Raw genomic sequence first — 603 nt, 5'->3', positions numbered from 1 at the left:
GAGGGATCAGGTCAAAATCGCGGCGCAAGTCCCCTCACCCGGCGCTGCGCGCCGACCTCTCCCCGGCGGGGAGAGGTGAACGGAGATCGCGGCGACCAGATTCATCTCACAACAGGCGCCGCCCTCGATATGATCTACATCCCCGGCTCGATCGGCTTCTCGACCGCGCCGCCATTGTCGGCCCAGTCCTTGAAGCCGCCGACGTTGAACACCTTGTCGTAGCCGAGGTCCTTCAGCGTCTTTCCTGCCAGCGCGGCGCGGCCGCCGGAGGCGCAGTAGAGGATGACGCTCTTGTCCTTGGCAAACGCCTTGTCGTGATACGGCGAGTCCGGATCGGCGCGGAACTCAAGCATGCCGCGCGAGACGTGGTGAGCGCCCTCGATCTTGCCGCTCTTCTCGACCTCCGGCGCATCGCGCACGTCGAGCACCAGCGTATTGCCCTTGGCGATCATGGCCTGCGCCTCGGCGGGCGTGATCTTCGACACCGCGGCGTTGGCGGCTTCCAGCATCTGTTTGACTGAGGTCGACATTGCTTTCCTCCCGGACGTTGCAGCAAGAGCGGTAACGGGCCGCCTGTCTGTTCACAACCCACGATCAGGGGAA

At 64.7% G+C, this 603-nt stretch carries 1 protein-coding gene; it reads right to left on the bottom strand.

Translation table 11 applies throughout. The annotated features are described in order from the left end of the window. Window positions 1–134: 134 nt before the first annotated feature. Complete coding sequence (locus BRAO375_RS18575; RefSeq protein WP_009029000.1) at window positions 135–530, bottom strand: rhodanese-like domain-containing protein; 396 nt, start codon at window positions 528–530, stop codon at window positions 135–137. Window positions 531–603: the final 73 nt, after the last annotated feature.

The organism is Bradyrhizobium sp. ORS 375 (assembly GCF_000239775.1).
Taxonomy (GTDB): Bacteria; Pseudomonadota; Alphaproteobacteria; order Rhizobiales; family Xanthobacteraceae; genus Bradyrhizobium.
This window is presented reverse-complemented; position numbering and strand designations above follow the sequence as displayed.

What these genes read in the sequence shown, in the direction of transcription:
- BRAO375_RS18575 (WP_009029000.1), bottom strand. Translation starts at nt 530, where the DNA reads ATGTCGACCTCAGTCAAACAGATGCTGGAAGCCGCCAACGCCGCGGTG.